The organism is Weizmannia sp. FSL W8-0676, assembly GCF_038593015.1.
GTDB classification, from domain to species: domain Bacteria; phylum Bacillota; class Bacilli; order Bacillales; family Bacillaceae_C; genus Weizmannia; species Weizmannia coagulans.
Genome location: NZ_CP151954.1, coordinates 756,939 through 782,707 on the forward strand (window position 1 = coordinate 756,939; position 25,769 = coordinate 782,707).

Sequence of the window (25,769 nt, forward strand, 5' to 3'; positions counted from 1 at the left end):
TTTGTGCGTTTCTCTTTACCGGGCAACATCCGTTTCCAAATAAAGTTTTTCTCCCTCGGCCACATCCGCCTGCCCGTTCGTTAAATCTGAAATCCACGTTTCAAAAGCATGCTGTTCCCCTTCTTTTACATAAATATCCAGCTCCACCTGCCCGAGGTACCGGATTTCTTTTATTTCATAAGGGGAATGGTGCAGCGCATTCTCGACTTTTCCGAGCCACGTATAATCCAGTTTGACATGGAAAGTGGCGGTAAGCGTCCTTTTGACGATGCCGCATGCGTTGATGCCTTCTGAAGCTGCTTTGCTGTACGCACGGATCAACCCGCCGGCTCCGAGTTTAATCCCGCCGAAATAGCGCGTCACCACGACTGCCGTATCCTTCAAATCCTTCTTTTTCAGCACTTCTAGCATCGGAACGCCCGCTGTGCCGGCCGGTTCGCCGTCATCCGATGCTTTCTGAATGAGATTCTGCTCACCGATCATATAAGCGGAACAGTTGTGATTAGCGTCCCGGTGCTTCTTTTTCACAGAAGCGATAAAACTGAGCGCCTCCTCTTCCGATTCCGCCCGCTTCACATGGGCGATAAACCGTGATTTCTGGATATCTATTTCATGCACAGCCTCGCCTTTGACTGTATAATATTCTTTTAACATTGCAACCTTCCTTTAGCAAAACCTGTTTTTCTCTCATTATAACATGCTTTTGTATGATATAATTTCAGTATATAAGAATATGTTGGAACTGCCGTATATCGGTTCGTGTTTTCCTACGAAAGTACCTGGGAAAATAGTCCTGATATACGGTTATACTTTATTTTCTGATCGTTTACCGGCGGTTTTCGCGTTAAAATAACATTAGCTGCGTGTGTGCTGTGGCTTGCCCTGCTTTCGGATAAGCCTTTATTTATACCTTTTGGGGGAAGTAAGATGACTTTTAAAACATTCGACTCCAAAGCATTGGATGCGATCCTAGAGAAAATGGTTGCAACAGTTGAAGAAAGCAAACACGAAATTTTTGAAATCGGAGAAAGATGCCGCCAGGATTACGATGCGCTCATCAATGAGCTTGAGGAAGTCAAAGCAACAGTGGCTAAAGTCATTGAGCAGACAGACGAGCTGGAAACGAAGTCCAAATTTGCAAGGCGGCGCCTGGCGGAAGTAAGCCAGCATTTCCGGGACTTTTCCGAAAAGCAGGTGCGCGAAGCTTATGAGAAGGCACATACGATCCAAATCCAGCTGTCCATAAACCGGCAGCGCGAACTTCAGCTGCGTGAAAGAAGAAATGAACTGGAACGCAGGCTGTATTCATTAAAGGATACGATTGATCGGGCCAATCATCTCGTCTCGCAAACAACGGTCGTGTTAAATTATTTAACAAGCGACTTGCAAAATATCAGTGAGGCGATTGAAGATGCAAAGCATAAACAGGAATTCGGTTTGCGTGTCATTGAAGCGCAGGAGGAAGAGCGGAAACGTATTTCCCGGGAGATTCACGACGGTCCCGCACAAATGCTGGCCAATATGCTGCTCCGTTCCGACCTGGTGGAAAAAATTTATCATGAAAATGGCATGGAGGAAGCCATTGCTGAAATGCGCACGTTAAAAGAACTGGTGCGCGATTCATTGAAAGAAGTGCGGCGCATTATTTACGATTTGCGGCCGATGGCATTAGACGATCTCGGGCTGATTCCGACGCTAAAAAAATATTTGTCTACGATTGAAAACTATAAAGGGAGCCCGGTTATTACATACAGGCATCTCGGGGAAGAACGAAGGCTTCCGACCAATTATGAAATCGCGCTTTTCCGCCTCATCCAGGAATCCGTCCAAAATGCGTTAAAGCATGCGAAGGCAACAGAAATCCAGGTGAAGTCGGAGCTGAGGAAAAACAGTTTTATCGCGACAGTCAAAGACAACGGCACCGGTTTTGATGTCCGCAGCATTCGCGAAGGGGCTTTTGGCATTGTCGGCATGAGGGAACGAGTCAGCCTTTTAAATGGTGAAATTTCCATCCATTCAAAAAGAGGAGCGGGAACATTGGTGATTATCCAAATCCCGATGCAATTAGACTTGGAAAAGGAGAAAAGGTGACCATGACGGTAAAAATTGCGATTATTGACGACCACCAGTTGTTCCGGGAGGGCGTCAAGCGAATTTTGGAATTTGAAAAAACATTTGAAGTGGTAGCCGAGGGGGAAGACGGCGAGGAGGCGCTCGGCATTATTGAAAAATACCATCCGGATGTTGTCCTGATGGATATCAATATGCCGCACCAAAACGGGGTAGAGGCAACAAGAAAGCTGATCGAGGCCTACCCGGAAACAAAAATTATTATTCTTTCCATTCACGATGATGAATCGTATGTCACTCACGCATTAAAATCGGGCGCAACCGGTTATTTGCTAAAAGAAATGGATTCCGATGCGCTGATTGAAGCCGTGAAGGTGGTTGCTGAAGGCGGCAGTTACCTGCATCCGAAAATTACCCATAATCTCGTGGAAGAGTTCCGCAAATTGTCGAACCGCTATACACCGGGTGGCGCCTACCAGCAGCCGCCGGCAGTTGTCCCGCCGCTGCATTTGCTCACGCCGCGCGAGTGCGAGGTGCTGCAGCTGCTCGCGGACGGAAAAAGCAACCGGGCGATTGGAGATGCTTTATACATAAGTGAAAAAACAGTGAAAAACCATGTAAGCAATATTTTGCAAAAATTAAAAGTAAAAGACCGTACCCAGGCGGTGGTAACCGCCATTAAAAACGGGTGGGTTGAAGTCCGCTAAAACAAGGCCTTGGCCGTACACTTATGTATGTCAAGGCCTTGAATGGCGCACAAAAAGGATCTCCGGTTCGCGTCCGCGCGCCGGAGATCCTTTTTTTAACTATACACCTGTATGCCACCTTCATTTTCCGGTGTTTCATTGTAAAAGGGCAAAAAGCGTTCGTCCGTACGCTTTTTGCCCTCTTTGAAGAAAAATGGCGGCATAATGCAAATGCTATTTTGCTTTTCCGCTGCCCCGCCCGGCATTTTATACAGGTGTTGCTTTCTGCGTTTTTCCTGCTTTAATTTTTAACTGGGTCAGCTGGCGTTCTGCCATCTTTCCAATGCCCGAGTTCACTGTGCCGGTACCCGTATCCGAAATAAATGGCAAGCCCGATGATGAACCATATGAGAAAGCCAATCCAGGTCACTTTCGACAGGTGGACCATTAAATAACCGCAGGCGGCCACTGCCAGTACCGGAATAACCGGGACGAACGGGGTTTTAAAACTGCGCGGGATGTCCGGCCGTGTTTTTCTGAGCACAATAACGCTGATCGAGACAACAATAAAAGCAAACAAAGTGCCGATATTGGTCAATTCTGCAAGCTGGTTCAGCGGAACAACGGCTGAGAAAACCGTTGCCATCAGCCATGTCAAAATGATGCTTCTTGTCGGCGTTTTTGTTTTTTCCGTCAGTTTCGAGATCGATTTTGGAAGCAGGCCGTCGCGGCTGATCGCAAAGAACAGGCGCGTCTGCCCGTACATCATGACAAAGAGAACGGTTGTAATGCCAAGAATCGCACCGAGTGAAACAAAGCCTGCCACCCAATTTTGGTGGACAACACGGAGCGCAAACGCAACCGGATCGCCGACATTCAGCTTGGCATACGGAATCATCCCGGTCAGCACTGCGGATACAGCGACATAAAGGACAATGCAAATCGCTAGGGAAGAAATAATCCCGATCGGCATATCCCGTTGCGGGTTGCGAACCTCTTCTGCCGCAGATGAAACGGCATCAAATCCGATGTAAGCGAGGAATGCGGTTGCCGCCCCTTTAATGATGCCGCTAAAGCCATAAGGCATGAAAGGCGTCCAGTTCTCCGGTTTGACATAAAAAATCCCGACGGCGAGGAACAATAAAATAACGCCGATTTTGATGCAGACCATGACATTATTGATTTTGCTCGATTCCTTCACGCCGGTTAACAACACAGCAGACAGGAAGAAAACGACCACAACAGCCATCAGGTCGATATACGAACCCTTGGCCGGATTATAGGCGCCGCTTAAAGCCTGTGGCAAATGGATGCCGAATCCGCGCACCAGATCCTGGAAATAGGCGGACCAGCCGCTCGCTACAACTGAACAGGCCAGGCCGTATTCCAGAATTAAGTCCCATCCAAGCACCCAGGCAAACAACTCGCCAAACGTTGCATAACTGTAAGTGTATGCACTTCCCGAAGCAGGGATCATAGAGGCGAATTCAGCGTAACATAAAGCTGTTAACGCACAGGCAATCCCTGAAAAAATAAAGGACAGAATAATAGCCGGGCCTGCCGCCTGCGCAGCAACGACACCGGTTAAAACAAAAATGCCTGTTCCGATGACTGCCCCTACGCCAAGCATGGTCAAATCAAAGGGGCCAAGGGCTTTTTGCAGGCTCTTTTTTCCGCGGGCCTGCTTAAGCATGTAATCCATTGATTTTTTCCTGAATAATTCCATCTCGAAAATCTCCTTCTATTTGCAGCCAACCCAGTGATGAAGATGTGATCCAATAATTTTGCCAACGGAGAATTTTCAAATATTTTAAATCTGATTGTTACATCTTTTTATCTCTGAGTTGCATGCACCATTTGAGTTACCTTAGACATTCTACAAAATATGACATGATTTGTAAAGGACAGATAAAACAGAAAATTAAGTTTTGAGAAAGGTGAAAACACGAACATTTTATAGAAAAAATTCATTTTTCCATAAAAGAAAGCGCCATCAAGTGAATGATTGCATGCTGGACCATACGAATTCTTCCTTTTTTGGCTTCCAGGTATGGTATTATTTACAATTTTGTATAATTTTCGTCATTTTGTAAGGGAAAATATTTTTGCAGTGAAGAGAATCTCCGGCATGAATGAAAAATATGTTGCGCACTTGCAGAAAAACTGAAAGGAAAATTTAGAAAAAGCGCCAGCCACAAAACAGATTTCCATATTGCGCAGAAAGAAGACGGCTGACAAACGGTTCCTGATTCTATAAAATAAAAATAGTAAAGCGGAAGGGAGATGGAAAAATGAGGACGGCCATTGTGACCGACAGTACCGCTTATATTCCAAAAGAAGTACGCGAAAAATACTCGATTTACATGATTCCATTGAATGTGATTTTCGGGAAGGAAGAATACCGCGAAGAAATTGACATTACAGCAGAAGCGTTTTTTGAAAAAATGCGCATGGCGGACGAGCTCCCGACATCCTCGCAGCCGTCAATCGGCCAGTTTGTCGAACTGTTTGAACAGCTTAAAAAAGACTACGATGCCGCAATCAGCATCCACTTGTCCAAAAAAATCAGCGGGACATACCAGGGTGCCGTGGCCGCTTCCGGGATGGTGGAAGGGATCAAAGTTTACCCTTACAATTCCGGATGGAGCTGCATGGCACAGGGATTTTACGCGATTGATGCGGCGAAAATGGCGCTTGCCGGAAAAGAACCGGAAGACATCCTCGCCCGCCTCGATGAATTAAAAGCATCCACGAAAGCCTACTTCATGGTCGATGATCTCACCCACCTTCAGCGCGGCGGAAGGCTGTCCGGATCGCAGGCCGTTATTGGCAGCCTGTTAAAAATCAAGCCGCTTTTAACTTTTGTCGATGATGAAATTGTCCTGTTTGAAAAAATCCGCACCCAGAAAAAAGCGCTCAACCGGATTTTTGACCTGCTCGGCGAGGATGCCGCCAAAGGCTTGCCGCTGAAATGCTCCATTATCCATGCTAACCGGGAAGAACAGGCGCTTGAAATCAAAGATGAACTGGAAAAACGGTTTCCAAACGTCGATTTTTCGGTCAGCTACTTCGGCCCGGTCATCGCCACCCACCTTGGCGAAGGCGCGATCGGCGTTGCCTGGATGCTGAAATAAGAGCCAGGCTGTTCCAAATCGCTGGAACAGCCCGGCAAGATGGGATCGTCCGGGATAAACCTGGCATAACAGGCCCGGGGACAAGCCTTGAAACCTGCCGGGCAGCCAATACCTTTTGAGGATTTTAGCGATTAAGCGTATCCTCCCCGGGACAAGCCCTTAACCCCGCCGGCCAATCCGCGATTGAATAAGCAGTTGTAATCCATGCATCCGTACAGGCTTTTTCCCGAATCCGTTTGGAACCGGGCCGCCCCATTTGCCCACCTCCCCCGCAATTGACAAAGGAGTGATCACTTTGCCTTCTGTTTTCTCCGAACAGCTTCAACACCACCTCGCAGGGAGGATCCTGCTCGAACCGGAAATCCCTTTTTCGCCGGAACTGCTCGAACAGCACTTAAAACAAGGCTGGATCCGCGCTGAGCCGGCGATTCAGGGCGAATTCCCGCACTGTGTCTGCTTGCGCTGCGGCAACCGCGCGCCGCATCTTTTTGCCGAATTCCCTTGCGCCCACTGCGGGAAAACGAGCATCTATTGCCGGAACTGCCTGATGATGGGGCGGGTTACCGCATGCAAGCCGCTTTTCACATGGGCAGGCCCTGCGCCCGCATTCCACCCGCCCCGGCACCCGCTCCATTGGGAAGGGACCCTCTCTGAAGGGCAGCAGGCCGCATCCGAAGCGGTCAAAATAGCCATTCTCCAAAAAAATGAGCTCTTGGTTTGGGCGGTTTGCGGAGCAGGTAAAACAGAGGTCCTTTTTAACGGGATTGAAGCGGCGCTTGCAAACGGCGAACGCGTCTGCATCGCGACACCAAGGACAGATGTCGTCCTTGAACTTGCCCCCCGCTTCCGCCGCGTTTTCCCGGATATTCCGATTGCCGCGCTCTACGGCGGCAGCCCTGACCGCCATAAATGGGCGCAGCTCGTGATCTCCACTACCCACCAGCTGTACCGCTTCGCATCTGCTTTCGATGCCGTAATTGTGGATGAGGTGGACGCTTTTCCGTATACTTTCGATGAAACGCTGCAGCGCGCCGTCCAAAAAGCGGCAAAAGATAGGTGCGCCCGCATTTATCTTACCGCAACGCCGGGTGAAACATGGCAGCTTGAATGCAAGGCAGGCAAGCGCCCGTTCGTCACGATCCCGGCCCGTTACCACCGCAAGCCCCTCCCCGTTCCTATATTCAAATGGGCAGGCAACTGGCGGAGAAAGTTTGAAAAAGGACAGCTCCCGGTTCCAGTTGAAGCATGGGTAAAAAAGAGACTTGAAACCGGAAAACAGGCGCTTCTTTTTCTCCCGAACATCCGCCTCATGAAAAAAGCAGAACCGGTTTTTAAACAACTGCATCCGTCGATTGAATCGGTGCACGCAGAAGACCCGGAACGGAAAGAAAAAGTGGAAAAGATGCGCGCCCGCGAAACGCCGCTTTTGCTGACGACGACCATTCTTGAACGCGGCGTCACGTTCCCGGACATTGATGTCTGTGTCGTCGGGGCGGAAGATGCCATTTTTACGGAAGCCGCCCTCGTCCAGATCGCGGGCCGGGCTGGGAGAAGCGCCGATTTCCCAAATGGGGATGTTACGTTCTTCCATTATGGAAAATCAAATGCGATGGTGAAAGCACAGCGCCATATTCTCTCCATGAATGAAGAAGCGGGAAAGCGGGGGTTGCTCGATGCATGAATATTGCCTGTTCTGCCACCAGCCGCTTACCCGTAAACTGTCCTGGCACAATCTGATTTTTCCGCAGCCCGGGCCGCTTCTTTGCGAAGACTGCAGCGCGCAGCTTGAAAAAATTGCACCGCCCGTCTGCCCGAAATGTTCCCGGCCCCTTGCCAGGCTGGATGCTTCTTATCGGGAGGGGGATCTGTGCCTTGACTGCGCCAGATGGGAACAAGACCCAGAATGGGCGGGCGTGCTGGATGAAAACATTTCGCTTTATACGTACAACGATTTTTGCAAAGATATTTTTACCCGTTTCAAATTTCGCGGAGATTATGCGCTCGCCGCCATTTTTGCGGACGGCATCAAAGAGGCCCTCAAGTCCCGCGCATTTGACTGCATCGTGCCGGTCCCGCTCAGCCCGGAGCGCCTAACCGAGCGGCTTTTTAACCAGGCGGAGGCGCTCGCCCGTGCCGCCGGGTTCGAAACGGCAAACATTCTTCACCGCGTCCATGCTGAAAAACAATCGAAAAAAACACGGGCTGGCCGCATCCATCAGGCCCAAACTTTTTATATGGAAAAAGACATTTCAATCGAAGGCCGTTCCGTTTTGCTGGTGGATGATATTTATACGACGGGTTCGACCGTCCGCCATGCAGCAAAAGTGTTGCGTGAAGCGGGCGCCCGGAAAATTGTATCGTTAACCGCGGCAAGAAGTTAAACTCAACGGGATTTCTGCCGATATAAAAGATAGAAGACAATGTGCCGGAAAAAGGAGGCGGGCCGAATGGCGGAGTTGGCAAACTGCCCGAATTGCGGAAAATTATATGTTAAAAATCCCGTCCGCGATGTGTGCGAAGACTGCTATCGTGAGGAAGAGGCCGCATTTGAACGGGTTTTTCAATTCTTGCGGAAACGCGAAAACCGTGCGGCAACGATCGAGACAATCGTTGAAAAAAACCATGTTCCGGAAAAGCTGGTTTTCAAATGGGTGCGGAACGGCCGGCTTTTGATTGCGCATTTTCCAAATCTGGCATATCCTTGCGACCGTTGCGGCAAATTGATCCAGTCCGGAAAGTTATGCGAAGAATGTGCAAAAACGATTGCAAAAGATCTCGAACGTTTTGAAAAAGAAAAGAAACGGCAGAAAGAAATAAGAAAAAAGGCTTATCACATCAAGTAAACATTGCGCAGCTTTATCCGATATAATAAACATAATGGAACGGAGACCGTTTGAAAAAGGGGTGAGCTGAATGAAAATCAATCCGGTCAATACTTCAGGGATCAATCCGTATCAGCAGCAGACAAAGCGGGATGTGCGGCAAACCGCCTCCAGCACCCGGAAAACGGATAAAGTGGAAATTTCTTCAGAAGCCAAACAGCTGCAAAAAACGTCCCGGCTTGAGCAGGAACGGAGCCGGAAAATTGAGGCTTTAAAACAACAGGTACAGCACGGAACCTATCAGCCGGATGCGGAAAAAACCGCTGAAGGGATATTGAAATATTTTACAGGCAAGTAAGGAGTGGCGTAAATGTCTGCGGAAAAATTGATCCTATGCCTTGAAAAATTGCAGAAGCTCCATGAAAGCCTGTTCGCCCTTGCCGCCGAAAAAACCGAAGCGCTGAAAAAGCAGGATATTGGACAACTGCAAAAGATCGTCCGGGATGAACAGGCCCATATCCGTGCAATCGGCGCACTTGAACAGGAACGGGAAACGCTGGCAAAGGCGCTTACCGGCGGCAACGGGACACTGTCGGACTGCATCGCGGCGGCAACCGGGGAAGCACGGACCCGGCTGGAAACGTTGAGGGGAAGCCTGATTGGCATCACAAGGAAGCTGAAAGAGCAAAATGAGCTGAACCAGATGCTCCTTTATCAATCCCTTCAATTTACCCAATTCATGCTGGATCTGATTTATCCGAAAAATGAACCCGCCACATACGGGCCGCCGTCCGGGCAAAAAGCGACGTCCGCCATGCCACGGTTTGACTCAAGGGCCTGAAACAATACGGAGGAGGAGCAAGGTGTCCACTTTCTTTGGATTAGAAACAGCAAAGCGGGCTTTAACGGCCCAACAGAATGCCCTGTACACCGTCGGGCAGAACGTGGCTAATGCCAATACCGACGGCTACACAAGGCAGCGGGTAAACTTGCAGGCGACAGACCCGTACCCCGCTGCTTCGATGAACCGCCCGGCCATCGCCGGACAGCTCGGGACAGGGGTGGAAGCGGGCGAAGTGCAGCGGATCCGCGACAAGTATCTCGATGTCCAATACCGGGAAAACAACAGTGCAGCCGGTTACTGGTCCGCCAAATCAGATGCATTAAGCAAAATGGAAGCCGTCATGGACGAAACCAGTACGGACAGCAGTTTGGCCAACACAATGGAAGCATTTTGGGAATCCCTGCAGGACTTAAGCACGAACCCGGAAGACGTATCTGCCCGATCGGTTGTTTTGGAACGCGGGCAGACGCTGACGGATACGTTCCACTATTTAAACAGCACGCTTTCCCAGTACAAAACGGATGTTGGCAGCGAAATCAGCGTATCGGTCAACGATATCAATTCCACTTTAAAACAGATCAGCGACTTAAACCAACAGATCGCTGTCCTGGAGCCGAACGGTTATTTGCCAAACGACTTGTATGACAAGCGGGACAGCCTTGTTGATAAGTTGTCCCATTATTTGAACGTAACCGTCGAAGTCCAAAAAAGCGGTGGAAATGCAAAAGCAAATGCGGACGGCATTTACAACATTAAAATGGCTGCTGCGGACGGCACAAGCGTATACCTTGTCCAAGGTTCAAATTACAATGCAGTCGAAGTGCAAGGGGGCACCGACAGCAACAGCGACGGCATCCTCGACGGGCCGCCGGCAAACGGGGAGATAGCCGGCATCACAATCGGCGGAAAAAATTTTGCGATCGCGGATGCAACCGGCACGGCCACATTCCCGCAAGGCAAACTTTTGGGGCTGATTGAAAGCTACGGTTACCAGTATACCGGCGCAAACGGCACAGTGGAAGCAGGGGCTTATCCGGGTTTGCTCGACAGCCTGGACAAACTCGCCTACACGTTCGGAAACGTATTTAATGCTGTCCACGAAAAAGGGACAGACCTCAACGGGAACGCCGGGACTGCTTTTTTTACGTTCGGCGCCTTAACGGGCTACAAAGGGGCCGCGGGCCAAATTGCCGTCAACAGCAGCCTTACATACGACAAAATCGCCGCTTCTTCAAATGGCGATTCCGGCGACGGGCTGAATGCCATTAACCTTTCAAATGTGGATACCTTTCATTTAAGCAGCCAAAATGTGCAGCTTGAAGGGATCAGTGGCGGGCTTAACATCGCGGCACTCGGTCTGCCGCTTGCATCCGGCACCATCACCAGCAATTACGAAGGCATCATCGGAAAACTCGGGGTGGATGCCGAACAGGCAGGCAATATGCAGACAAATACCGGTTCCCTTTTGGACTCGGTCGATATGAACCGGAAGTCCGTCAGCTCGGTATCGCTTGATGAGGAGTTAACCAATATGATCAAATACCAACAAGCCTATAATGCTGCAGCAAAGATGATCACCATGACAGACGAAATGCTCGATAAAATCATCAACGGCATGGGCGTTGTAGGCAGATAGGCAGGTGAAAAACGATGCGTATAACCCAGTCGATGCTCGCTAATAATTTTTTGAACAATTTAAACACAAGCTACAGTAAACTCGCAAAATACCAGGAACAGCTTTCTTCCGGCAAAAAGATCAACAAACTCTCGGATGATCCGCTGTCCGCGATGAAAGGCATTTCCTACCGGAGAACCGTCGCCCAGGTGAAACAATACGAAGACAACTTCGCGGAAGCCAGCACCTGGATTGAATCGACAAATGACGCCCTTGATGAAGCCAACCAGGTGCTGCAGCGGGTCCGGGAACTGACAGTGGAAGGGGCAACGGACACGAAGACTCCGACTGACCGGCAGTCGATCGCCGATGAAGTGGAACAGCTCCGCGACCAGCTTGTCAATATTGCCAACACGAAAGTCAAGGACAAATATATTTTTAACGGCACAAGTACGAAGGAGAAACCGATCAGTGGCGATATCAGCACGTTTGACGGCTCAACCAGCCTCGGCATGAACACCAATCCGGTAAAAATCGAACTGTCAAATGGCATTTATCTGCAAGTCAATGCGAACGGAGCAAATGCTTTTTCCGATGATCTGTTTAAAGACTTGAACCATTTAATCAGCGATTTAAAATCCGGCACATCGGCAAGCGGCTTTGGCAGCTATTTGGACAAAATTGACGGCCATATTGACAACGTGCTGAGCGAACTGTCGCAGGCCGGGGCGCGGAGAAACCGCCTTGATTTGATGAAAGACCGCGTCACCCAGCAGGAAATAACGGCAACGAAGATCATGGCCGGCAACGAAGATGTGGATGTCGACAAGGCGTACACGGACTTTTCCGTTGCATCCGGCGCCTATATTGCTGCGTTAAAAGTCGGCGCACAAGTGATCCAGCCGACATTGCTCGACTTTTTGAAATAATACGGGGACACCAACCTGCTTTGCCGGGTGGTGCCGTTTTTTTATCTTTATAAATTTCAAACCGGACGGGGCAGGACCGGAACGACGGTTAGGAGCAGGAAAATGCTGGCGCTGCAAGATTTTTAGAAAGCGCAAAACAATATGACCATCGAAAGGAGAGAAGGCGGTTTTCCCCGGCAGCAAAAGCCGGGGACCCCTCGCTAAACATGATGAAGCTTCAAACAAAATACCACGGCAAAGTGGAAATAGAGGATGCAGATATATGGCTTTTTGAAGGCGGGATTCCGGGATTTCCGGATGAGAAATCCTTTGTGTTGCTGCCGCTTTTGGACGACGGTATTTATATGGTCCTTCAGTCAACGGCGTCCCCCTATGTCGCTTTTGTCGTCACAAGCCCGTTTTTGTTTTTCCGGGATTATGCATTTAACATTGACGATGCCACGCTTGAACAGCTGTCGATTGAAAAAGAGGAAGATGTGCGGGTTTATGCCATTTTGACGGTCCGTGATCCGTTTTCGGAAACAACAGCCAATTTGCAGGCGCCGCTTATTATGAACGAAAAGAACCATAAGGGGAAACAACTGATTTTAAACGACCGGCATTACCACACAAGGCATCCGCTCTTTGCGGACGGGCCGGACAAGGAAAAGGGGTGAGGAGATGCTGATTTTATCGCGGAAAAAAGGCGAGTCGATCCAAATCGGCGATGACATTGAAATCACCATCGCCGCGATCCATGGCGACCAGGTCAAAATCGGCATCAACGCCCCGAAACATGTTGAAATTCACCGGAAAGAAGTGTATTTGGAGATACAGAAAGAAAACGCGAACGCCGCAAAAAATATCGAAGGCCTGCTCCACCTGCTTGCCCAATCCAAGAAAGACAGTGGGAGCGAGAAGAAGAATGATGGATAAAAAAATTCAAAACCAGCTCGTTCAAATCGGCCTTTCAACAGAAAAGGTAAAGAAAATTATCCTTTTCGGCTCGAGAGCGGTCGGAGATAACACAGACCGGTCTGATATTGATTTAGCCATTGTGGCGCCGGAAATGTCAAAAGAAGAATGGGTATTGTTTGCTTTGGACTTGGAAGACGAGCTGGATACTTTACTTTCCTTAGACATCATTAAGTTTGAAGATGCCTCTCAACAATTGAAAAGTGAAATCTTAAAAAATGGCAAGCTTTTGTATCAGGATGACGATATCCCGAATGAGATGGAAAAAGACAATTTTATAGAAAGTCCATAAACTTCATCACATCATTCCATTTTTTACAGACATCTCAAAAAAGGACTGACACCACTTTTAAATTCTTAACGCGGTGCCAGTCCTTTTTCACTTGGTGTTTGATCCCGGGATCGATTTATAATACAGTTATGATAGAGGTGACGACTTTGAAACATAATCGTACGGATGAACAAATATTATTGCAAGCATTAGAAACCATTCATGATGAGACGGAAAAAATGAGGGAGAAGGAAGCAAAAAAAATTTGGTCTGAGATTTCCCTTCCTTTCTCATTGCATGCCGGGCTTTTGCGATATACAAAAGATGAGTTACACGAAATCAGAAAACGGTTGAACATCCGCAATGCAAGCAGCTTAAAAAAAGCGGATTTAACGGCTGTACTAGAAGAACATATTCCGATACTCATGAAAATCATTCTCTGCCAATTAGATGAGCATTTATTTCGCTTGATTCAAAACATGATCCACAATGGGGGCTTTATATTTGCTCCTGCCATGGAAACCTATCAAATCAAGTTTTTACAATCACTTGGGTTTATCTTCACGGGGACGTACAAGGGAGAAAAAGTACTCGCTCTGCCGGCAGATTTAATCGAGCCGCTGTCTTCACTAGAAGGTGACATGAAAGTGAGATCCATTCTAAAAAGGAACACCGAATGGATTCGCCTCACACAAGGCATGCTGTATTATTATGGTGTGTTGAATTCCCAAACCATGCTGGAAAAAATCGAACAATATACAAAAAAGCCGGTTCGTCCAATCGAGTTTTTCAACGTGATGAGGCAGGCTGACGATTTTTATAAAGTGGTTTGCTTGGAATATCAGGGCCTGATACATCAACGTGTATTTGATCCTTTTAAAATTAAAGAAGAGCAGGACAGCAGAAAAGACCTGGATTACTATCCTTTTACGAAAGCACAGTTACTCCAAGCAGGCGCACCTGACTATGTTTCGGAAAATAAAATCACCAAATCATTCAGGCGCTTCCTTCTTGACAATTATCGGATTACCCGTAAAGAAACCGACCAAATCATCATGGAATGTATCTTTGCCATCAAAGTGGGCGAATCAACAAACAATCTTCTTGAATTCATGCAAACCCAGGTTGAAATCGCCGACTTCAAAACTGCAGAAGCGATGATGAACATTTTAATTCAATTAAATAATCATACAAGACAATGGATTTTAAAGGGCTATATGCCAAGCGAAATATTTAAGGAGGAAAAAGAGGCGCTGCATCCCCTCCCGTTGAAAAAAGAAAACAACAAACCTGTAACAACCAGAAAAATCGGCCGAAACGATCCATGTCCCTGTGGCAGTGGGAAGAAATATAAGAAGTGCTGTGGGAGGTAGGGTATAACCAGTAACAGGCACCAAAACAGTAAAAGAAATTTTGCTGTTTTGGTGCCTGTTACTGCAAACACCGGATAACCACAATACATCAGCTCTCCCCCCAGTCCCCCCACACCACCTCCACAGGAAAGAAAAGAAAAAAATTCAGCAAAACTATTAAATCAAAAGTCCTGCTATCCGATATATAAAGTGAGCGGGGGAACAGGGCGGCCGACCTCGAACCCCGTTGATAAATTTCGCCCACAAGGATGTGGGTGCACAACATTCAAGGAGGAAAAACAGATGATTATCAATCACAACATTGCAGCGTTAAACACGTTGAACCACTTAAATGCTGCGACAAACGCACAATCGAAAGCAATGCAAAAACTGTCTTCGGGGCTTCGTATCAACGGTGCTGCTGATGATGCAGCAGGCCTTGCCATTTCCGAAAAAATGCGTTCGCAAATTCGTGGCCTCGACCAGGCAACAAAAAATTCGCAGGATGCCACTTCCTTGCTCCAAACGGCTGAAGGCGCACTGAATGAAACGCATGATATTTTACAACGTATGCGGGAATTAGCGGTACAATCATCTAACGATACAAATACGGATGATGACCGGCAAAACATTCAAAGTGAAATGTCACAGTTGGAAAGCGAAATTGACCGGATTGGCAATACAACCCAGTTTAACACAAAAAATCTGTTAGACGGTTCAATGGGTAAAGCTGTTACGACTGCTGTGGCAAATGAAAATACAAGCGGCATTTTTAAGGATAAAGGAAATGGGAATGCGGCTGCAACAACAGATACTTTGCTTACCGATCTTACAGATAAGGACGGCAATTCACTAGGCATTACGGCTGGGGACAAAGTCACTGTCACTTATGTCAAAAATGGAACGACAACAACAAATAGTGTAACTGTGGCAGCTGATACTAAATTATCGGATATTGGAACGAATTTAGGGGGAACACTTACTGCTAACACAGACGGCTCTCTGAAATTAGCAGCTGCTGCAGCAGGAACGGCTGATGCGATTGAAGGCATCACGATTACCGTCCAAGACCAAAATGGGAATGTCAGAACAGCTGCAACCAACGCCCTTTCTTCTTTTAAAGAAACGCAAGCAGCAGCAGATGTCCGTTCCGACGGTTCTGCAACTTTCTTAATTGGGGCAAACGGAGGACAAAATTTACAAGTAGACATCAATGATATGCGTGCCCAAGCCTTAGGTGTCAGCGGATTGCAAGTGTCGACGCAGACACAGGCAAATGCAGCGATTAAAGTCATTGACAATGCTATTCAAAAAGTATCGGCTGAAAGAGGCAAACTTGGTGCTTTTGAAAACCGTTTAGACCATACAGTTAACAACCTGACAACTTCGTCAGAAAACCTGACTTCTGCTGAATCGCGTATTCGTGACGTTGACATGGCGAAAGAAATGTCTGAACAAACAAAGCAATCGATCCTTGCCCAGGCTGCTCAAGCTATGCTGGCTCAAGCCAATCAACAACCACAGCAAGTATTGCAATTGTTGCGTTAATTTTATATTTCACAAAGGAGGCCTTTTCCGGGGTCTCCTTTATATTTTTGTGTATATTTGATTCCCTTCATGATACTTCTTGATAAGCGTATGGCGTTTTTCCGGCATCTGCTGGATTGAAGTGAAAAAACCTGTTTACACCGGTAAAGATCTCACGTATAAAAGATAAGTACAGTCCAGAAGAAAAAATAGAAATAAGAGGAAAGCATTGGGGCAAATATGCTTTCCTTTTTTTAATGGCTACGGGAAAAAGACACTTTGCCATTTGCTAAAATAACGAATGGAAATCACCCCAAATCGTTAAACCATGAACACAATCGGGGTAAGAAGTATTTGCCAATTCTTTCTATTGACGGCTGAGGAGAGTTTTTTATGAAGGAATTCCAGCAAGGTTAAAGGAATAAGTACATATAGCATGATTATAAAAAGGGGGTAATTATTTTGAATATTGTTGATCTTGTTCAATCGCAGGTCATTGCTTCAGTGAAGAAAGAAGAAGATATTGAAAAAGCAGCTTTGAGCCGTGCTAATATTGTGTTTCTCTTAACAGGGGATTTGCTGAATTCGTCAGATTATCTTGAACAGTTAAGAAAGGCCGGAAAGCATATTTTTATACATATGGACTTTATTGAAGGGTTGTCCAATGCAAGGAGTGCTGTCAAATTTATCGCTCAAAAATGGAAGCCAACCGGAATTATCACCACCAAACATTCTTTAATTAAATATGCAAAAGATGAAAAACTGATGACCATTCAGCGCATCTTTCTCATTGATAAATCCGCTGTCCAGAAGGGAATTGACACGAGTAAAACCTGTAGTCCTGATGCCATTGAAGTGCTTCCCGGTCTGATGCCAAACATTATCGACCAGCTGACAAGAAAGGTAAAATTTCCGATTATTGCCGGTGGTTTAATTGAATCAAAAGAGGATATTTTGCAAGGATTAGAGGCAGGCGCACTGGCGATTTCAACAGGGGATTCTTCACTTTGGAATTTTGATATTTAATTTGATAAAAAAAGAAACGGCCTTTTGTGCCGTTTCTTTTTTTATCCGCTGATTTCCGAACGCTTGATTTCATTCATTTGAATGATTTCACTATAAATATAAGCAATGCTTGTTTTTTCTCTGACTTTTATTTTCAATTCAAGCTGGTATGCTGCATGTTCCAGATCTTTAATATGGGTTTGGATGATTTTCATATCTTGTTTTTCTAAGGAGCGAATGACTTTTTGGATATCACGGCTGTCCTGTAAGATAAGATTGAGAGAAATCTCTTTTGCGTACAGCTTTTCAAAACCAATTTTTTTCATCAATCCCGGAATGATCTCCACGCTAATGATGAGCAGTACGCCCCCTGCAATTGCTTCCATATAAAAGCCTGAACCGGTGGCAATTCCAATACCGGCTGCCCCCCAAACCATGGCAGCCGTTGTTAAACCGGAAATGGTATCATCTTCTTTCCGTAATATTACGCCCGCCCCAAGAAATCCGATTCCGGAAACAATCTGGGCAGCGAGCCTTAAAGGATCCATTTGAATACGGACAAAATCGGATTGCGGAAACGAATAAGCAGACTGGATGGAAACAATTGTCAATAAACAGCTGACAATTGAAATCACAAGACTTGTTTTTAATCCGAGTGGTTTTCTTTTTATTTCCCGTTCAAGCCCGATTGCCAATCCAAGTATGGAAGACATGACGAGTTTTAGGAGCATTTCGCTGTCAAACTGAAAAAATTCAATCATGCAAAGCACCTCGTCTTTCTGCTTTACAGTCCGTAATCTCGGACATTTGCATAATTTCTTTTACACTTTCAAGAATGTACTCCGGTTGTATCCCTGTTGTTTTGATCGTTTGTTGCGTGCTGATCCCTGTTAAAACCAAAATGGTATGTAAGCCATACACATTTCCCATATGAATGTCAGTTTCGAGGCGGTCACCGACAATATAGCATTGTTCCGGCTTCAGCTTTAATATATGGTTGACAATAAGATCTGTAGCAAACCTCGAGGGCTTTCCCATAATATGGTCAATCTTGATGCCGCTCACGCCTTCAAATGCTCCAATTAATGCACCACAATCCGGAACCGGTCCTTCTGCAGTAGGGCATGTACGGTCAGGATTGGTGGCAATGATCAAAGCATGATTGTTTCGCCATGCCATATATGCCTGCTTCAGTTTTTCATAAGTAAACTGGCGATCCCACCCCAGCACAATATAGTTTGCGAGATTAGCATCTTCTGTAATTAAAATTCCTTCTTTTTCTAATTCATCATACAAAGCTTTTTCTCCGATCACATAGGCAAGCTCTGATGGATTCATTTTTTGCTTTAAAAATCTTGCAGTCACATAGTTTGAATTGATAATGTCTTCAAGTGAGGTACGGATCCCCAAATGGTTCAATTTTTTTACGTAATCAGTTCTGGTGGCAATAGATTTATTGGTAAAAAAAACAACATGGTGTCCCCGATTCTGCAAGAAGTCAATCGTTTCCGCACTCCCTTTTATTAATTGATTGTCGAGATAAATGGTTCCGTCCAAATCAAAAATAAATCCCTTTTTCAATTGCTTTCCCTCCCAGTAAAAGAAAAATCCCCCAGTTTAATAAACCTTGAAAAAGGTTTACTACCAGCTGGGGGTTTCTAAAGTCTCTGCCCGTGTTATTTTTGCTTTTCTCTAAACTTTGCCATATTATCTGCTATATTTTTTAGAGTATATTGATAAGGATTAATTTCGAATACAACCGGCCCTGTAAACTGATACTTTGTCAAAATATCAATCAGTTTTTCTGTATAATGGTTCCCTTCCCCCGGCAGCAAATGCAAATCCGCTTTTCCGTCATTTTCTGATACATGTATCTCTCCCAACAATTCACCAAGCTGTTTTACAGTCTCTTCCAGTTCATTTCCCATGATCGCCAGGTGTCCCGTGTCCAGGCATGCCTTCAAATTACAGGCTTGAAGCAGGCCGGTCCATTCTTCTAAGCTAGAAGCAACATGGTGGCAGTAATTTAACCGGTCAGGGATTAGATTTTCAAGCAACAACACGATCCCCCGCTTTTGTGCCGCTTCATTTAATTTCATGAGCCGGCTTTGAACACGACACAGCGTTTCATCACGTTCTTCAGAGGACCAGGCATAGCCACCGTGCAAAACGGCATGGCTGCCTCCGTATCCCGCTAAAATATCCATCCATTCATTTAATACATGAAACGCCCTTTCATAGATAATCGTGTCCGGCGTGGCAATGTTCAAATCATGGAATGGAAGATGAATGCTCGTTCTTAAGCCAGTTTGCCGGGCATATTCAAAGGTTTCTTTTGCCCGTAAATGCTCTGCCCAAATTTCAACGCCGTCAAAGCCGGCCTTTTGAAGTATTTTAAAATCATCCAGCGTGCTCTCCTGCCCGATTGACCATATACTAAGCCAAGTTTCCATTTTTACCTCCTGCTTCAGCATTTTTTTCATCAAATTCCTGATTAATAAGTTCGAGGTTTTTCCCTTTTGTTTCCGGTGCTAAAATAGCCGAGATAAGAAGTCCCAGCAATCCGGCGGCGGCAAAAAACCAGAGGGCTTTGCTGTTACCCCATGCCACAACAAGGTTTGGGAATACCAAAATGCCCATGATTGAACCAATCCGGCTGACGGCAGTTGCCAATCCGGAAGCGCTTGCACGAATGCCGGTTGGAAATAACTCAGTTGGATATACAAAATTAAGAATGCCGCCACCCATGTTGGCAAATAGTACGGCAAAACTGAATAAGATGACAAGAAAAGCCATTGTCGGAGAAGGGTTCAGTGCTAAAATGATTAATGCAATGGATAAGCCGGTAAAAGAAGTAATGATCAACGGCCTTCTGCCAATTCTTTCAACCAAATTCATCCCGATAATTGCTCCGATTAAGCCCAACAAACTAACCGTTCCGGAACCAATATATACCATCATTTGCGATCCGTGAGTAAATGGTTTTAGAATGGTCGGTGTATACATGGAAATTCCGTAATAGGCAACGGCATAGCAAAACCAGAATCCGCAAACAAAGAAAGTGCGACGGAAAAGTCCTTTCGTGAAAAGGCTGCTAATCTTTTGTTTTGGCTTCATATTTGGCTGAATTTTGACTTTCTGTCCGGTAATTTTCAGCATAATTTCTTCTGCTTCTTTTTCACGCCCCCTTGCAGTAAGCCATCGTGGTGATTCCGGAAGCGTTACACGGAAAAAGAAGACAATGAGAGCAAAAATGGCGCCAGTAAGTAACATGTAACGCCACGCATTTTCGCCGAGCGGGACAAGCAGTATGCCAACCAGATAGGCAACAACCGCTCCGACAAACCACATGGCGCCGAGTGATGTACTGTGCCTTCCCCGGCTTTGCGTCGCACTGAATTCGGATACAAGCGTAGCGGAAATCGGATAGTCTGCCCCGATCCCTATGCCAAGTAAAAATCTGAAGAGGGCCAGTTGCCAAGGTGCCAGGGCAAACGCCGTAAGTGTCGCAAAAACGACAAATGCCAACAAATCAACCACGTACATGGCTTTCCGTCCATACTTATCTGTTAAATTCCCCAGCCAGATTGCTCCGATAAAAGAGCCAATGACAGCTGAGGAAGTAATCAGTCCCTGCATGCCCGGCCCGAATTCCCAGTGATCAAGGATCAGCGGCATGGCAACAGCAATTACCGTTAAATCAAAGCCATCCAAAAAAGTACCGCCGGCAGACAAAAGTGTGACTTTCCTTTGGAAGCGCTTTAACTATGGCGAGTCTAAATGCTCAAAACTCATTTTTCTCTCCCTTTCTTTTCCGTATAATCCTGCCGAAAAATAAAAGCCATAGCCAAAAAAAAACATTTGTCATGTTTTTGGCTATGGCTTCTCATCGTCTCCAGCCATAGAGATTATACGTTTTTTGTTGTTAAATTATTTATACAAGATTTAGGCTAGGCTGTCAATACAAAAAACAAAATTTTTTATCAGTTCAGATTTTACTCCTCCTTCTTTTCCTTTCTATCCATTGTCCCGTCCGTCAGTGTTTTGTCAGCCAGCTTCTTCGTTTTCTTCTTTTCATTTTCTTCTTCGTTCTTCAACTGTTTATCGGACATGGTTTCACTCCCTTTTTGTCGTTAGTATACCCCGAGGATTGGAAGCTGAAACATCCGCCGGTTTTGTTTAAACGGTTGGGCAAAGGGTATGCAGACAAAAAAAGCGAATGGAGTTGGAAGGATGGAGAATGACAGAAAACAGGGCAATCATTTAAGCCGGTCGCTGAAAAACCGGCATATTCAGTTTTTGGCATTAGGGGGCGTCATCGGCGTCGGTCTGTTTTACGGCGCTTCGCAGGCAGTGAAGATGGCGGGACGGGCGTTTTGGCGGCGTATATTGCGGCCGGCCTGGTTGTCGCCATTGTCATGCGGGCGCTCGGGGAAATGACGGTTGAAAAACCGGTGGCCGGATCATTCAGCAAGTATGCGCATGATTTGTTCGGCGAGCGGATGGGCTTTGTTTCAGGCGGCATGTGGTGGTTTTTATGGGTGGCGACTGTGATGTCGGAGCTTGCCGCGATCGGAAAGCTGGTCCAGTTCTGGTTTCCGCATTTTCCGGCCTGGATTCCAGGATTTTTGGCACTCATTTTATTCACAGTTTCTAATTTACTGGCTGTAAAAATTTTTGGCGAGATTGAGTTTGTGTTTGCGATTTTAAAAGTCTTTGCGATTCTCGCCTTTATGGTTTTCGGCGCGCTGATGATTTTTACCGGTTTATTTAATGGTGGAAAAATCGTTGGCTTTTCGAATCTTTGGGCGCACGGCGGGTTTTTCCCGGCCGGGTGGTTCGGCGTTTTCCAGGCGGTTGCGATTGTGATTCAGGGATACGCCGGCATTGAAACGCTCGCCGTGGAAGCAGGCGAATCGGACAACCCGCGCCAGTCGATGCCGAAAGCATTCAGAAGTGTTACATACCGGATTTCCTTTTTCTATATCGGATCCATTTTGATCATGTTGTGCGCGTATCCGTGGACGCAACTTGCGGGGCATGACGGCAGCCCGTATGTTCTTCTTTTCTCGCAAGTCGGCATTCCGGTTGCGGCGGCGCTGATGAACCTGATCATTATTTTCTCCGGGCTCTCATCGTGCAATACCGGCGTTTACGGCGGCAGCCGGCAACTTTACAGTATGGCGAATGAAGGATTGCTCCCGCGTTCCCTCAACAGACTCAACAAACAGCGGATTCCGTACGCCGGCGTGTTTGCAACTGCTGTGGCCATGTCGGTTGGAACCATCATGACGTATCTTGCGCCGGATACTGTCTATGTTTGGATCACAAGCGCTTCCGCCTTTTCGGCTATTTTTATCTGGGCACTGATCCTCGTGCTGGAACTTGTGAACCGGGCCGCATCCAAAGACAAAGGCGCAAGTTTTCATTACAAAATGCCGTTCTGGCCGGTTTTGCCGATTGCCGGGCTGGCCATGCTTCTTTTGGCTTTTATCGCGATTGCCATTTCACCGTTAACCCGCATATCCGTTTTCGCCGGTGTTCTCTGGCTCGTCTTTCTGCTTGTATACTACCAAATCGTAGTCGCCCCGAAAGTGCGCGCGGAGAACACGCCACTCAGGAAAACGCCTGTAAAAGATTACTAAGCTCTGAAGTGAACTGCTCCGGATCGAACCGGAGCAGTTTTTCGTGTTTCGATATTTGGTCCTGGAAGATTGCGGCTGCTCTGCGTTTTTCCTGCCGCGAAATGCCCGGGTTCTTCGCAATGTTTGCGCGTTTTCCCTCTGCAAATTTTCGCTCTGGATGTGCTGCCATAGAATGCCAAAAAATCTTTTTCAGGATGTTCCTGCTTTGGGAAAAAACAGATTTTTCCTGTCACCTGGTGAAATGCCGGAGAAAAATGAACACAACAGATTCCGTTTTAAAAATGTTCACTTTTTGACATGCCGCCATTTTGCAGGAATTCCGAAAAAAATGTCGAAATGCTACAGGAAGAGCATTGCCTATATTGGGAGGGATTGCAATGAATCAGGAAGAATATGAAACAGTTTTATCCGTACACCGTGTGCCTGTCTCATCCTTACGTTCGGAATGCAACCCGGACGAGTTTCCGTTTGAAACGACAGATGATTTAGAAACGCTGCCGAATGAAATGATCGGGCAACAGCGGGCGGAACAGGCGATGGATTTCGGTTTGTCTGTCGAGCAGTCCGGTTACAATTTATTCGTCGTCGGGCCGTCCGGGACGGGCAGAATGACGTATACGCAACATAGTGTCGAAAAGCTCGCATCCGAACAGCCGGTGCCGGATGACTGGTGCTATGTCAACAATTTTGAAAATCCGGACCGGCCGCTTGTCATCAATTTGCCGGCTGGAAGCGGCCTCCGTTTTCAGCGCAAGATGGAAACCCTTTTGATTGATATTGAACGGGAACTCCGCGCCACTTTTTCAAATGAAGAAACGGAAAAGAAGAAGCGGAATATCATTGACGCGTCGCAAAACCAGGTCGAGGCACTTTGGAGAGAAACGGAAATGTTCGCGTCCGGGCTGAATTTTAAATTGGAGCGGACCCCGGCCGGCATTCAAACCATTCCGCTTTTTTTCGGCCGGCCGATGGAAAAAGAAGAATACGAGCGGCTTTCCGATGCCAACAAAGAAAAATTGAAAGAACGGGAAAAACAGCTTGAGGAAAAAATCAATGAAACGGTGTACCAGATCCGGAAAATTGAAGAACAGCTCCGGAAAAATCTCGACCGTTTTCATAAAGAGACAGCTGCTTTTACCATTGAAGGCCTGTTCCAGCCGCTAAAAGAAGCTTACCGAGATTTTCCAAAAGTCCTCCGCTATCTCGAAGAATACAACCATGATGTTGTCGAGCATTTTTCGCTGTTTTTAACCGACCAGGAAGAAGGAAACGCCGTCGTCCAGGCGCTGACCGGCAGCAAAGAGCAGCAGCTCCAGCGCTATGCCGTCAATCTCCTTGTCAGCCATAAAAACGGCCAGGGCGCGCCTGTCATCTATGAAACGAACCCGACATACCAAAACTTATTCGGGAAAATCGAGTACCGCGGCGCGTTCGGCAGCTGGACGACCAATTTCACGCTCGTTAAACCGGGCGCAATCCATATGGCGAACGGGGGCTATTTAATTTTGCAGGCTGCCGAACTGCTGTCGCAGCCGTATGCATGGACCCTTTTAAAACGCGCGTTGCAAACGGGGAAAATCCAGATTGAAGACCCGTTTGCTGAAAGAGGCGCTTTCCCGACGAGCGGCCTTAAGCCTGAGCCTGTCCCGCTCAATATCAAAGTGATCATTATCGGGTCTTACTATTTATACGATTTGTTATCAAGCGTGGATGAAGATTTCCATAAGCTGTTTAAAGTGAAAGTCGAGTTTGACACGGTGATGAAGCGGGATGCGGAAAACCGCAGGAAAATGGCTTATTTTATCAAAAATTATGCAGATCGGAAAAACCTTCTCCCGTTCCACCGGCGCGCCGTTGCGAAAGTCATTGACCACAGTGCGCGCCTTGCCGGAGAACAGGAGAAACTGACAGCGCGCTTCCAGGACCTGACAAAAATTCTCGTCGAATCAGGTTACTGGGCGAAAAAAGAAGGAAGCGCCTGCGTAGACAGCCATCATATCCGCAAAGCGCTGGAAGAGCAGGCAAACCGGACGAACCATATTTCCGAACAATACCGCGAAATGATCCATAACGGGACGATTATGGTGGATACGGACGGCGAACGGGTAGGCCAAATTAACGGCCTGGCTGTGATGGGGACAAGGGATGCGACATTCGGCATTCCGACAAAAATTACGGCGCAAACGTTTGTCGGGAAAAGCGGCATTATGAACATTGAACGGGAAACCTCTTTAAGCGGACAGATTCATAACAAAGGGCTGCTCATTTTAACCGGATTTTTATCCGGCATGTTTGCAAAAAACAAGCCGATCCCGCTTTCGGCAAGCATCACATTTGAACAGACGTATTCGCTTATTGATGGGGACAGCGCTTCCAGTACCGAATTGTATGTGCTTCTTTCATCGCTTGCCGGAGTACCGATCAAACAGGGCATTGCCGTTACCGGTTCAGTGAACCAGTGGGGCGAGATTCAACCGATCGGCGGTGTAAATGAAAAAATAGAAGGCTTTTTCGCCATTTGCAAAGATCGCGGGCTGACAGGGCGCCAGGGCGTCATTATTCCGCAGCAAAATGTTTGCAATTTGATGCTGCATGATGAAGTCGTGGATGCCGTGAAAGCCGGCCAATTCCACATATGGGCCGTTCGCCATATTTCGGAAGGGATTGAAATTTTAACCGGCGAAAGCGCGGGAGCAGAACGCACTTCCGGCGGCCGCTTCCCGGACGGCACCATTTTTGCAAAAGTGGAAGCCCGTTTTCAAAAAATGTATGAATCTGTAAAAGAAACGAAACAATAATGTAATCTGGCGGGCAAAGAGAGCCCGCCTTTATTATAATTTTTCGACAAGAACTAGTCTGAAAGGATCATTTCCGTTTTACGCTCTATAATGGTTCCTTCTTTTGCGGTTATAATA

The 25,769-nt window shown here is 46.9% G+C and carries 25 protein-coding genes; 19 read left to right on the forward strand and 6 right to left on the reverse strand.

All coding sequences use genetic code 11. The features are described from left to right. Positions 1-15 precede the first annotated feature (15 nt). Positions 16-654: a YigZ family protein gene (locus NST20_RS03565; RefSeq protein WP_013858601.1), complete on the reverse strand. Its 639-nt coding sequence runs from the start codon at positions 652-654 to the stop codon at positions 16-18. Positions 655-927: 273 nt separating this feature from the next. Here NST20_RS03565 and NST20_RS03570 point away from each other — a divergent pair, with 273 nt between their 5' ends. Next, positions 928-2,091, forward strand: coding sequence for a sensor histidine kinase (locus NST20_RS03570; RefSeq protein WP_327077345.1), 1,164 nt, complete (start codon positions 928-930; stop codon positions 2,089-2,091). A gap of 2 nt (positions 2,092-2,093) precedes the next feature. After that, on the forward strand, positions 2,094-2,777 hold the full coding sequence (locus NST20_RS03575) for a response regulator transcription factor (RefSeq protein ID WP_013858603.1): 684 nt from the start codon (positions 2,094-2,096) through the stop codon (positions 2,775-2,777). Positions 2,778-3,057: 280 nt separating this feature from the next. On the opposite strand, the gene NST20_RS03580 is transcribed toward NST20_RS03575, so the two are convergent. Next, the gene (locus NST20_RS03580; protein WP_161655628.1) at positions 3,058-4,482 is read right to left on the reverse strand and encodes an amino acid permease; all 1,425 of its coding nucleotides are present in this window, start codon (positions 4,480-4,482) and stop codon (positions 3,058-3,060) included. A gap of 565 nt (positions 4,483-5,047) precedes the next feature. Here NST20_RS03580 and NST20_RS03585 point away from each other — a divergent pair. The 14 genes from NST20_RS03585 to NST20_RS03650 all read left to right on the forward strand — a co-directional run bounded on the left by NST20_RS03585 (position 5,048) and on the right by NST20_RS03650 (position 17,230). After that, on the forward strand, positions 5,048-5,890 hold the full coding sequence (locus NST20_RS03585; protein ID WP_342400089.1) for a DegV family protein: 843 nt from the start codon (positions 5,048-5,050) through the stop codon (positions 5,888-5,890). Between the two features lie 295 nt (positions 5,891-6,185). After that, a complete protein-coding gene (locus NST20_RS03590; protein WP_061564853.1) occupies positions 6,186-7,571 on the forward strand; it encodes a DEAD/DEAH box helicase in 1,386 nt (461 codons plus the stop codon). After that, positions 7,564-8,271 (forward strand): ComF family protein, encoded by a 708-nt coding sequence (locus NST20_RS03595; protein WP_342400090.1) that lies wholly within the window; start codon positions 7,564-7,566, stop codon positions 8,269-8,271. Before NST20_RS03590 ends, NST20_RS03595 begins: the two co-directional genes overlap by 8 nt. A 66-nt stretch (positions 8,272-8,337) precedes the next feature. Next, positions 8,338-8,733, forward strand: coding sequence for a TIGR03826 family flagellar region protein (locus tag NST20_RS03600; RefSeq protein ID WP_315958108.1), 396 nt, complete (start codon positions 8,338-8,340; stop codon positions 8,731-8,733). 70 nt (positions 8,734-8,803) lie between these two features. Beyond that, on the forward strand, positions 8,804-9,070 hold the full coding sequence (gene flgM / locus NST20_RS03605) for a flagellar biosynthesis anti-sigma factor FlgM (protein WP_013858611.1): 267 nt from the start codon (positions 8,804-8,806) through the stop codon (positions 9,068-9,070). Positions 9,071-9,082: 12 nt separating this feature from the next. Next, positions 9,083-9,553: a flagellar protein FlgN gene (locus tag NST20_RS03610; protein WP_342400091.1), complete on the forward strand. Its 471-nt coding sequence runs from the start codon at positions 9,083-9,085 to the stop codon at positions 9,551-9,553. 22 nt (positions 9,554-9,575) lie between these two features. Further along, positions 9,576-11,192: a flagellar hook-associated protein FlgK gene (flgK, locus tag NST20_RS03615; RefSeq protein WP_342400092.1), complete on the forward strand. Its 1,617-nt coding sequence runs from the start codon at positions 9,576-9,578 to the stop codon at positions 11,190-11,192. Between the two features lie 14 nt (positions 11,193-11,206). Continuing rightward, entirely contained in the window at positions 11,207-12,100 is an 894-nt protein-coding gene (gene flgL, locus NST20_RS03620) for a flagellar hook-associated protein FlgL (protein WP_342400093.1), read from the forward strand. A gap of 206 nt (positions 12,101-12,306) precedes the next feature. Beyond that, on the forward strand, positions 12,307-12,756 hold the full coding sequence (gene fliW, locus NST20_RS03625; protein WP_061564847.1) for a flagellar assembly protein FliW: 450 nt from the start codon (positions 12,307-12,309) through the stop codon (positions 12,754-12,756). 4 nt (positions 12,757-12,760) lie between these two features. Beyond that, positions 12,761-13,015 carry a carbon storage regulator CsrA gene (csrA, locus tag NST20_RS03630; RefSeq protein ID WP_342400094.1) on the forward strand — a complete coding sequence of 85 codons (255 nt, stop codon included), beginning with the start codon at positions 12,761-12,763 and terminating at the stop codon, positions 13,013-13,015. Further along, a complete protein-coding gene (locus NST20_RS03635) occupies positions 13,008-13,346 on the forward strand; it encodes a nucleotidyltransferase domain-containing protein (RefSeq protein ID WP_043052582.1) in 339 nt (112 codons plus the stop codon). Before csrA ends, NST20_RS03635 begins: the two co-directional genes overlap by 8 nt. 146 nt (positions 13,347-13,492) lie before the next feature. After that, positions 13,493-14,698 (forward strand): SEC-C metal-binding domain-containing protein, encoded by a 1,206-nt coding sequence (locus NST20_RS03640; protein ID WP_052042106.1) that lies wholly within the window; start codon positions 13,493-13,495, stop codon positions 14,696-14,698. Positions 14,699-14,980: 282 nt separating this feature from the next. Beyond that, entirely contained in the window at positions 14,981-16,225 is a 1,245-nt protein-coding gene (locus NST20_RS03645) for a flagellin (RefSeq protein ID WP_017551640.1), read from the forward strand. Positions 16,226-16,666: 441 nt separating this feature from the next. Next, entirely contained in the window at positions 16,667-17,230 is a 564-nt protein-coding gene (locus NST20_RS03650; protein WP_342400095.1) for a glycerol-3-phosphate responsive antiterminator, read from the forward strand. Between the two features lie 41 nt (positions 17,231-17,271). Here the strand turns inward: NST20_RS03650 and NST20_RS03655 are convergent, their stop codons facing one another. The 4 genes from NST20_RS03655 to NST20_RS03670 all read right to left on the reverse strand — a co-directional run bounded on the left by NST20_RS03655 (position 17,272) and on the right by NST20_RS03670 (position 20,923). Next, positions 17,272-17,970 (reverse strand): MgtC/SapB family protein, encoded by a 699-nt coding sequence (locus NST20_RS03655; protein WP_017551642.1) that lies wholly within the window; start codon positions 17,968-17,970, stop codon positions 17,272-17,274. Next, on the reverse strand, positions 17,963-18,790 hold the full coding sequence (locus tag NST20_RS03660; RefSeq protein ID WP_017551643.1) for an HAD-IIA family hydrolase: 828 nt from the start codon (positions 18,788-18,790) through the stop codon (positions 17,963-17,965). Before NST20_RS03660 ends, NST20_RS03655 begins: the two co-directional genes overlap by 8 nt. Positions 18,791-18,885: 95 nt before the next feature. Further along, positions 18,886-19,662: a sugar phosphate isomerase/epimerase family protein gene (locus NST20_RS03665; RefSeq protein WP_017551644.1), complete on the reverse strand. Its 777-nt coding sequence runs from the start codon at positions 19,660-19,662 to the stop codon at positions 18,886-18,888. Then, positions 19,646-20,923, reverse strand: coding sequence for an MFS transporter (locus NST20_RS03670; protein ID WP_342400096.1), 1,278 nt, complete (start codon positions 20,921-20,923; stop codon positions 19,646-19,648). The genes NST20_RS03665 and NST20_RS03670 overlap by 17 nt, the downstream gene beginning before the upstream one ends. Positions 20,924-21,442: 519 nt before the next feature. Here NST20_RS03670 and NST20_RS03675 point away from each other — a divergent pair. From NST20_RS03675 to NST20_RS03685, 3 genes are all read left to right on the forward strand, one after another. Further along, positions 21,443-21,649, forward strand: a complete 207-nt coding sequence (locus NST20_RS03675) for a hypothetical protein (protein WP_328229570.1) — start codon at positions 21,443-21,445, stop codon at positions 21,647-21,649. Further along, on the forward strand, positions 21,586-22,854 hold the full coding sequence (locus NST20_RS03680; protein ID WP_342400097.1) for an amino acid permease: 1,269 nt from the start codon (positions 21,586-21,588) through the stop codon (positions 22,852-22,854). The genes NST20_RS03675 and NST20_RS03680 overlap by 64 nt, the downstream gene beginning before the upstream one ends. Positions 22,855-23,231: 377 nt before the next feature. After that, positions 23,232-25,652 carry an ATP-binding protein gene (locus NST20_RS03685; RefSeq protein WP_342400098.1) on the forward strand — a complete coding sequence of 807 codons (2,421 nt, stop codon included), beginning with the start codon at positions 23,232-23,234 and terminating at the stop codon, positions 25,650-25,652. The last annotated feature ends 117 nt before the right edge of the window (positions 25,653-25,769 follow it).